Annotated in this window: 9 protein-coding genes; 5 read left to right on the forward strand and 4 right to left on the reverse strand. The window is 66.2% G+C overall.

Annotated features, from left to right (window positions below; translation table 11 throughout):
- Positions 1-144 precede the first annotated feature (144 nt).
- Complete coding sequence (locus IP78_RS11360) at positions 145-2,898, reverse strand: transcriptional regulator (protein ID WP_054111797.1); 2,754 nt, start codon at positions 2,896-2,898, stop codon at positions 145-147.
- 112 nt (positions 2,899-3,010) lie between these two features.
- Here IP78_RS11360 and IP78_RS15535 point away from each other — a divergent pair, with 112 nt between their 5' ends.
- On the forward strand, positions 3,011-3,151 hold the full coding sequence (locus tag IP78_RS15535) for a hypothetical protein (protein ID WP_197272446.1): 141 nt from the start codon (positions 3,011-3,013) through the stop codon (positions 3,149-3,151).
- A gap of 4 nt (positions 3,152-3,155) precedes the next feature.
- Here the strand turns inward: IP78_RS15535 and IP78_RS11365 are convergent, their stop codons facing one another.
- From IP78_RS11365 to IP78_RS11375, 3 genes are all read right to left on the reverse strand, one after another.
- Positions 3,156-3,986 carry a flagellin gene (locus tag IP78_RS11365; RefSeq protein ID WP_054111798.1) on the reverse strand — a complete coding sequence of 277 codons (831 nt, stop codon included), beginning with the start codon at positions 3,984-3,986 and terminating at the stop codon, positions 3,156-3,158.
- Between the two features lie 121 nt (positions 3,987-4,107).
- On the reverse strand, positions 4,108-4,392 hold the full coding sequence (locus IP78_RS11370) for a flagellar protein FlaG (protein WP_054111799.1): 285 nt from the start codon (positions 4,390-4,392) through the stop codon (positions 4,108-4,110).
- 77 nt (positions 4,393-4,469) lie between these two features.
- On the reverse strand, positions 4,470-5,300 hold the full coding sequence (locus IP78_RS11375) for a flagellin (RefSeq protein ID WP_156320385.1): 831 nt from the start codon (positions 5,298-5,300) through the stop codon (positions 4,470-4,472).
- Between the two features lie 305 nt (positions 5,301-5,605).
- On the opposite strand from IP78_RS11375, the gene IP78_RS11380 reads away from it, so the two are divergent.
- From IP78_RS11380 to IP78_RS11395, 4 genes are all read left to right on the forward strand, one after another.
- Complete coding sequence (locus tag IP78_RS11380) at positions 5,606-6,301, forward strand: hypothetical protein (protein WP_054111800.1); 696 nt, start codon at positions 5,606-5,608, stop codon at positions 6,299-6,301.
- Positions 6,301-6,732 (forward strand): hypothetical protein, encoded by a 432-nt coding sequence (locus IP78_RS11385; protein ID WP_054111801.1) that lies wholly within the window; start codon positions 6,301-6,303, stop codon positions 6,730-6,732. Before IP78_RS11380 ends, IP78_RS11385 begins: the two co-directional genes overlap by 1 nt.
- A 90-nt stretch (positions 6,733-6,822) precedes the next feature.
- Entirely contained in the window at positions 6,823-7,299 is a 477-nt protein-coding gene (gene ssb, locus IP78_RS11390; protein ID WP_054111802.1) for a single-stranded DNA-binding protein, read from the forward strand.
- 64 nt (positions 7,300-7,363) lie between these two features.
- Entirely contained in the window at positions 7,364-8,272 is a 909-nt protein-coding gene (locus tag IP78_RS11395) for a DMT family transporter (protein ID WP_054111803.1), read from the forward strand.
- Positions 8,273-8,329: the final 57 nt, after the last annotated feature.

Genomic DNA, 8,329 nt, shown 5'->3' on the forward strand with positions numbered 1-8,329 from the left:
GGGGGGGGGGGGGGGGGGGGGGGGGGGGTGAAACTCATCGGCGGGAGTGGGGAACTGAGACGGCATGTCATCTGCGGGGTGTCCTTTCACCCCTCATCCGACTTCGCTTCGCTCGGCCACCTTCTCCCGTAAGGGGAGAAGGGACTAACCAGTGAGCCTCGCCAATGCCGCCTGATAGTTAGAAATCTGGTTGGTCAGATAGGTGGGCACCGGACCGCTGGCGGCGCTGGTCTGGTTTTCGGGCGCGAGTGCACGGTAGGCGTCACGGATAGCCTTCATGGCCGCCTGGATCTTTTCGCCGGCGGTCTTGATAGCCGCGGCGTCGTTCAGCGTCAGGCCGCTGGGCAGGTTCAGGCCGAAGGTGCGAGTGACGTCATCGCCGGACGCCTGGCCGATGAAGCCGGGCGAAAGACCGAGCCCGAGCAGGGCGTCGCGGCCCGTTTCTCCGGATGTCAGCACCGCACCGGTGACACCGTCCTTGGCCGTGATCGACAGCCGCTGGAAACCGCCCGTGGTGGTGGTGGTCTCGCCGTCCTTGCCGGTGACGGCACCGCCTTCGGAGGCCACGGTGACCTTGAGTCGGCCGTTCGATGCGATGCTGATCTTGCGCGCCAGGGTAGCAAGCGTGTCCTTGGCCTCGATCGTCACGGCCTGGGCCCGGCCGCCGTCGGCGGGTGAGACGTAGAACCTGTCGCCGACCCGAAGCGAAGTCGCGTCGATCAGGCGCTTGGAATCCGACTGATCGATCTCGCCCTGGGGCAGGCCCAGGCGGTCCAGCACCGAGGCACCGTTCGACGCCACCGCCAGCGTCAGGGGCTTGGCCTGATCGTTGTCGCCGGACCAGCTGCGTTCGTACTCCACAGCGCCGGTCAATGGATTGATGCGGGTCAGGAAGCCCCGCGTCGGGTCTTCCGGCTTGGCGCTGACGGGGCGATCGGCGACGCCGGTGATCCAGACCTTGCCGTCATGCACCTTGACGTCGGCGGCGGTGTCCTCGCCGGCCGCGCCATACCAGGTCAGGCGGTCCGAGGCGTCAGCCGTCAGGTCGGCGGTCAGGGCCGCGGTGAAGACATCCGACCCGCCCGAATGCGCCCGGGTGACGGTGCCCGCCGACAGGCCGCTGTCGCGGCTGGTTCCCGTCAGGATGACCCGGCCGTTGGAGACCGAAACGCCTTCGATGGCGCCGGAGATCGCCCCGAGGTCGCGCGTGGCCGCCAGCGTCGGTACGCCCGCCGCGTCGAGCGTGAAGCGGCGCACGACCGCCCGGCCGTTCTCGATCCCTGCGGTGTAGAGGTTGGACCCGTCAACCGTGATCGCGTCCACGCCGTCGTCGGCCGCGGTGCCGAACTGGGTCTGGCCGATGCTGGAGGCGACGATGCCGGCTGTTGGATAGGGTTCGCCCGCCCTGAAAGCCTGGACATAGCCGTCCCAGCCGCCGACGGCGGTGGCGCCCGTCACGGCCGATTTCGCCCGCCCGCCGATGTAGAGCACGCCGTCCGCGCCGAAGGCGACACTGGTCGCCTGATCCTCGGCGCGGGCCCCGCGCCGCTGAGTCCATTGCTCCTCGCCATCGGCGTTGAAGACGGTGACGAAGCTATCCGACAGTGTCGCCACTTCACCGGATTTCCCCGCGTCTGTCGCCTTGGTGTTCAGCGCTCCAGTGACCGAGCCCGCCACGGCGACCTGACCATTGGCGTCCACCGCGATAGCATAGCCGCTGGCCGTTGAAGCGGCACCCAGGGTGCGGGTCGCCATCAGCCGTCCGGCGCTGTCGTACTTCATCAGGGCGACATCCTGGACGCCCTTGATCGGCTGGTTGGATCCGCCCGTCGTGACATCGGCGACCAGCCACAACGCGCCATCGGGCCCGACGGCGCTGGCCCGGACCGCGCTGATCCCGTCCGGCAGTTTCTCTTGCGACAGACGACCATCGACCCACTGAGTCTCGCCGACGTTGCCGCCGGTGGGAGACGGGGCGGTGCCGCCGTCGGACTGGAACTTTAGCAGCTGGTTGGCGCCGGCCGTGCCGAAGCCCTGCACGACATAGACCGCATCGGATCGGTCGGCGGCCGTGAAGCCGATGGTCTCGGTGGAGGTTCCGCGGATGGCCAGAGCCCACTTGTCCGGCCCGGCTGGCAGGGTGACGAGCTTGCCGTTCACCTGGACCGTGCGCGCTTCGGCCTTGATCTGATCGCGACCGATCCGGGTCTGGAACCCGGCCGCTTCCAGCTTGCCGTTGATGTAGCTCAGGACCGCGTCCATCGTCCGGGGCGTCGCCCCCATGTCAGCGAGATCGATCGGGACCGAGGTCGTGGTCGTGCCCAGCCCCTGCGGGACCTTGACCGTGATCGAGAAGCGGGTGTCTCCGGCGAAAGCCGCGACCGGGGTATCCAACGAGCCTTCATGCACCGGCCCGGTGATGGAGTTGGCGCTGTCACGCGGCACGGCCGCGCTGGTCTTGGACAGGGCGGTCGCCGTGCCTTGAACCAGCCGGATGCCCTCGAACTCGGCCTTGCCGACATAGGCGGAGATTTCCGACAGGCCGGCGGCGAAGCGTTTCTGAATCAGGCCGAGGTCGCTGTTTCCAAGGCCTTGGACCGACGCGCGATTGGTCAGGGCCGACAGGGTCTCAAGGCCGCGATAGAGGGCGAACAGCTTGGCGTAGTCGGCCGAGGCTCCCCGGACATCGACCGGTACGGTACCCTCGTTGACGAACTTCCGTCCGCCCAGAGCGGCACGAACGAGGGCGTCGGGAGCGGGGGCCGAGGCCTGGGCCGCAGTCGCCCAAGGGGCCGTCGGTTGACGCTTTCGTGTGATAGCGGTCGTCAGGGCGGCCGAAGCTGCTGGGTCATAGCTTTGCCCAAACAGTCCAAGCAGATAGCCGTTGTTGACGGTCACGGAATCCTCCAGCCGCCAACATCGGACATCGGGCTCAACGGGCTGTTAACGTCCGCACCGGGAACGATCGTCGGAGAATCGTGTTTTGATCGCGCCAGACAGGAGGCCGATCATGATGTTTCCGACGTCGCTTATTCAGTCGCTTCTGGCCCTCTACGGCCTCGCGCCCAAACCCGGACCAGTCCGCGCGTCCCAAACCCGCAGACGTCAGGCTCCGGTCCTGATCGGAAATCCCAACGCCCGCTGGCGATGACCGCTTACTGGAACAGCGACAGGATGATCTGTGGCGCCTGGTTGGCGATCGACAGAGCCTGAGCTCCCAGCTGCTGCTGCACCTGCAAGGCCTGCAGGCGCGCGCTTTCCTTGGCCAGATCGGCGTCAACCAGATTGCCGATGCCGCTTTCCAGCGTGTCGGTCAGCTTGGTCACGAAGGTCGTATGCGCCTGAATCTGCTTGGCCTGAGCCCCGATGTCACCGAGCGCCTTGTTCAGGGCGGTGATGGAATCGTCCAGCTTATTCAGGGCCGTCGTCGCGCCCGTGGTGGTCAGCAGGCTGTCTGCCAGCCCCAGCGAAATGATCGAACCGCTGAGCGACAGGTCCTTGGATGACAGGGTGATGAACGACGTCGCGTCGGCGTTGGCCAGAAAGCGAAGGCCATTCGTCAGGGAACCATCCAGGATGTTGCCACCGTCGAAGCTGGCGTTCTCTACCGCCGAAGATATGGCGCGCAGCAAGGCCTTGAAGTCGGCGTCCAGAAGTTCGCGCGACTGGGTCTTCAGTGAGGTATCCTTGGCCGCGACGACCTTTTCCTTGAGCTGATTGAGCAGGTCCGAGATCGACTCGCCCGCCGCCAGCGCGACATCGGCGATTGAGGTGGCCCTGTCGAGGCTCTGCTTCACGGCCGAAAGGGCGCTGGTATCGGCCCTCTGCTGCTGGGCGATCGCCCAGATGGCGGCGTTGTCCTTGGCGCCTTGCACCTTCAGGCCGGTTGAGATCCGGTTCTGGACGCCGCTCAGGTTCTCGTTGGTCCGCGCCAGGTTCTGGAGCGCGATCGCCGCGGCGGCGTTGGTGTGGACGCTGTTGCTCATAGGTCTTCTAGCCCCGGATGTTCTGGTCGAGGCTAGGCGTTAACCATGAGCGTATGGTTAACGTGCTTTTGCCGCGTCGGGCGGGCCCGCGCGGATCAAGTATCCAGAACCGAACGCCGGATCAGGCGCTGGTGTCGATCAGAGCCCCGGCGGCATAGCCTCCGTTTTCGGACAGCTTCAGAACCTCCTCGCGGGGGAACTGGCGGACGACCTCGCCGGTCGCGCTGTCCAGGGTCTTGTAAATGTAGGTCCCGACGGTCGGACCCTCTTCGATGATCAGCCTGTAGCGCGCGGCCTGCTCGGCCTCTTGGCGGGCCCTACCCTCGTTGAAGTCGCCGCTCGCCGTCGTCGAGGCGGGGGCAGTGAGGGGGCCGTTGACGCTCAGGATCTTTGCACTGGTCTCCATATGATTTCACGCCGACGATCAGTCGGCGTCTCCTGCGAACGGTTGGGCGGAGCCGAAGCCCCGCCCTTCCATTTCGATTACCGGAACAGTCCCAGCAGGATCGAGGTCGAGGAGTTGGCGATCGACAGAGCCTGCACACCCAGCTGTTGCTTGGTCTGCAGCGACTGCAGTCGCGCGCTTTCCTTGGCCAGATCCGCGTCGACCAGGTTGCCCACGCCCGCTTCCAGGGCGTCCGACAGCTTGCCGACGAACGAACGGTGCGTTTCGAGCGACTTGGCGCCGGTGCCGAGGCGAGCCAGGGAGGCCGACACGCGGTCGATCGAGCCGTTCACTGCCGTCAGGGCGGTGGCGGCCAGCGTCGCGGTGCCGATCGACATGGTCGCGGTGACTGTGTTGATCGTGCCGCCCAGACGCAGGTCTTCGTCCTGAACCGTGATGGTCGTGCCCGAGGTGTTGGCCAGGGCGCGATAGCCGGCCGTCTGTGAACCGTTGAGCAGGTTCACGCCGTTGAAGCCGGCATTGTTGACGACGGTGGTGATCTGGTCGCGGATCGCCTTGAAGTCCTCGTTCAGAGCGCTGCGAGCAGCGGTCGTCAGAGAGCTATCGGTGGCGGCGAGCGCCTTTTCCTTCAGCTGAACCAGCAGGTCGGAGACGGACTCGCCAGCGGCCAGGCTGACGTCGACGGCGGAGGCACCGCGGTCCAGGCTGTCCTTGACGGCGTTCAGCGCCGAGATTTCCGAGCGCTGGCCTTGGGCGATGGCCCAGATGGCACCGTTGTCCTTGGCGGAGTTGACCTTCTTGCCCGTGTTGATGCGGTTCTGGACGGTGTCCAGCTCGCGGTTCGTGGCCTGAAGGTTCTGAAGCGCGATCATCGCGCCATTGTTCGTGTTAACGCTGTTCAGCGCCATGACGAGTATCCTTGTTTCAAGGTGACCGACCGTCGTTTTGACCGTCGGGGGCATTTTGCCTGTGGCAGCAACCCGCAAGGTTGGGGCCAACCGGCGACAGGCGAGCCTCTTTGCCAACCTTATGAAAATACGACGGTACTTTGCCTTAACCACGTCGACCGATCGGCAGATTCTGCCGGTTTGCGGCTTGACCGGCAGGATTTGCCGGGTCCTCGGCGACTTGTGCCGGGTCCGGGTTGCCTAAGCGGTTGACGCGGCGGCCTCTGGCGGGGTTATTGAGTCCAGTCCCCCAGCCGAGCCGCCCTATGCAACTTCCCAACGACAACCGCGTGATCCTGGCGGTCGGCGCGGGCCTAGCGATCCTCGCCGCCGTGGTGTTGGCGGTGGTCTTCATGGGAGGGGGCAACGACAGAGGTGCGCCCCCAGAGGTCGAGCCCAGCGAGCCAGGGGCGCTATCGGTGGATGTGGCCGATGCTCCTGAACTCCAGCCCACGCGGGAACTGCGCTGCTTCGTCGATGGCCAGTTCGTAGGCATGGCCACTCTGGCCGACTGCGCCGAACGGAACGGGCTTGCGACGGATGGGCTGGATGTTGGGCTGGATGCCAGCGGCAATCTCGCAGCGGCCGCCACGGCTTCCTTCGCACCGCCGCCAACCGCGCCGGCCGCTCAGGATGGCTCGGACAATCCCCAACCCGCGACGACTGTCGACAACGCATCCCCCCGACCCATCGAGGCCCGGTCCGAGCGCGTGACCGGCGCGCCCTGCCTTCGCTACACCGGTTCGGAGTGGCGCCAGCTTTCAGGCGCAATGAGTCTGAACGAGTGCGTCCAGGCTCTCTATGCAGGAACCTGCGTCGGCCCTGGCGAAGCTCAGTATGGCCGCCACGGCAATCTGACGTTGCGGCTTGTTCCCCGCCGCGTGGAGCAGTCCAACGACAACACTCGCTTCCGTGTCCTGGCGGAACAGGACCGCGCCTGCCAGTTCCCGGGGCTAGGCTGATGCGGATTGTGATTGTCTCCACCGCTCTCTTGATCCTGGCTGCCTGCGCCGAGCAGGTGCAGGCCCCGCGAGACCCGGGCGTCTGCTATGCCGTCAATCGCCCTGACGGCGAAGTCCAGTTCAACGTTGTCGCCCGCGATCAGCCGCAGATCGAGTTCTGCGCAGCCCGACTGGAAGAGATGCGGTTGCGTTTCCTCCGCCTCGGCGGCTCCACGCGCGAGGTGACGGGGGCCTTCCAAGGGCAGTTCATCTTCATCGATGCTCGAGGCGTTTCCTTCGGTCGCACCCTGGAGGGAGGGCGCTTCTTCGCCTTGGCCCGCACAGGGGACGGTCGTCTCGCCATGCCTGGTGCCATTCAGCGGGATATTGATGCGCTCGGCATCGTCACCGAAGCCGAGCCGACAGCCTTCCCCGGCGCGCCGCAGGGCTAGCCGTCAGGTCTGGAACATAAGCAGAACATCTGTTAACGATTTCATCAGCGGGGCCCTCGGGCCTGAATCCCAAGCGAAAGAACGAGCGACATGGCGGGCAGCGTCAACAAGGTTATCCTGGTCGGCAATCTGGGCCGCGACCCGGAAATCCGCACTACTCCGAACGGCGACCGCATCGCCAACCTGTCGCTCGCGACGTCCGAGACCTGGCGCGACAAGTCGTCCGGAGAGCGCAAGGAGAAGACCGAGTGGCACCGGGTGGCGATCTTCAACGACAACATCGTCAAGGTCGTCGAGAACTATGTGAAGAAGGGCTCGACCATCTACGTCGAGGGCCAGCTCCAGACCCGCAAGTGGACCGACCAGCAGGGCGTGGAGAAGTACACCACCGAGATCGTCATCGGTCGCTTCAACGGCAACCTGACGCTGCTGGGCGGACGTGGGGAAGGCGGCGGGGCGTCGCGCTCGAACGACGACGACTACTCCTCGGGCTTCTCGACCGGTGGGGCGAACAAGCCGTCCGGTCCGCGCGAGAGCTATGACCTGAACGACGACATTCCGTTCTGACTTCGAAACGGCCTGTCACCCAGTGTGACGCGCAGACTGCGGTCGCCTGTGCCATGACCGCCCGGTGACCGCCCTCGCCGCCAAGCCGCACCACCCGCTGACCCTTCTGGAGATCGGCGCCATCGTGGCGATCGTGGTGATCTGGGGCGCGAACAACGCGGCGGCCAAGGTGGCGACCGAGACCCTGCCGCCGCTGCTGACCGGCGCAATCCGCTTCGCCATCGCATCGCTCTGCTTGTTCGCCGTCGTGCGGCCGCCGTTCCCGAATTGGAAGAGCCTGCTGCTGATCGTGCTGCTGGGCGGGCCGCTGCACTATGGTCTGATCTACATCGGCTTCTGGCTGGCGGACGACGTCAGCCCCGCTTCGGTGGCGGCCCAGCTGTGGATTCCGTTCACCGCCCTGTTCGCCTTCCTGCTGCTGGGCGAGCGGCTGACCCGCTTCGCCCTGATCGGTCTGGTCGTCGCCCTGGTCGGTGTGGCCTGGATGGCTGTTGATCCCCATGCGCTGCACGATTGGTCGGCCATCCTGGTGGTTATCGCGGCCAGCGCCGCCTGGGCCATGACAACGGTGATCGCGCGGCGAACGACCTCCATTCCGCCGCTGAAGATGCAGGGGCTGCTCGCTCTGACGGCGCTTCCGACGCTGGCTCTCGGATCGGCGGTGTTCGAGCGCGATCAGATTGAGGCCGTCCGATCGGCCACGCCGCTGGTCTGGGGCACGCTCCTATGGGCCGGCGTGCTGTCGTCGGTGGTAGCCACGACGCTGGTGTTCTGGCTGGTCCAGCGCCGCGAGGCGGGTCGGGTCACGCCCTACTTCCTCGCCACGCCGGTGGTCTCCATCGCCATCGGCTGGGGCTTTCTCGGCGACGTGTTGACGCCTCAGATTCTCACTGGAGCCGCCCTGACCATGGCGGGGGTCGGAGTCGTCGCGCTCGCCGAGCGAGGGCTGAGGGCCGGGGCGGCGAAGGCTTAACCCGCCGCCATCACTCCGCAGGCCACCCGCGCGCCGGCCCCGCCGATCGGCTGGCTG

The organism is Brevundimonas sp. AAP58, from assembly GCF_001295975.1.
GTDB lineage: Bacteria > Pseudomonadota > Alphaproteobacteria > Caulobacterales > Caulobacteraceae > Brevundimonas.

What these genes read in the sequence shown, in the direction of transcription:
- IP78_RS15535 (WP_197272446.1), top strand. Translation starts at nt 3,011, where the DNA reads ATGATGTTTCCGACGTCGCTTATTCAGTCGCTTCTGGCCCTCTACGGC.
- IP78_RS11365 (WP_054111798.1), bottom strand. Translation starts at nt 3,986, where the DNA reads ATGAGCAACAGCGTCCACACCAACGCCGCCGCGGCGATCGCGCTCCAG.
- IP78_RS11370 (WP_054111799.1), bottom strand. Translation starts at nt 4,392, where the DNA reads ATGGAGACCAGTGCAAAGATCCTGAGCGTCAACGGCCCCCTCACTGCC.
- IP78_RS11375 (WP_156320385.1), bottom strand. Translation starts at nt 5,300, where the DNA reads ATGGCGCTGAACAGCGTTAACACGAACAATGGCGCGATGATCGCGCTT.
- IP78_RS11380 (WP_054111800.1), top strand. Translation starts at nt 5,606, where the DNA reads ATGCAACTTCCCAACGACAACCGCGTGATCCTGGCGGTCGGCGCGGGC.
- IP78_RS11385 (WP_054111801.1), top strand. Translation starts at nt 6,301, where the DNA reads ATGCGGATTGTGATTGTCTCCACCGCTCTCTTGATCCTGGCTGCCTGC.
- ssb (WP_054111802.1), top strand. Translation starts at nt 6,823, where the DNA reads ATGGCGGGCAGCGTCAACAAGGTTATCCTGGTCGGCAATCTGGGCCGC.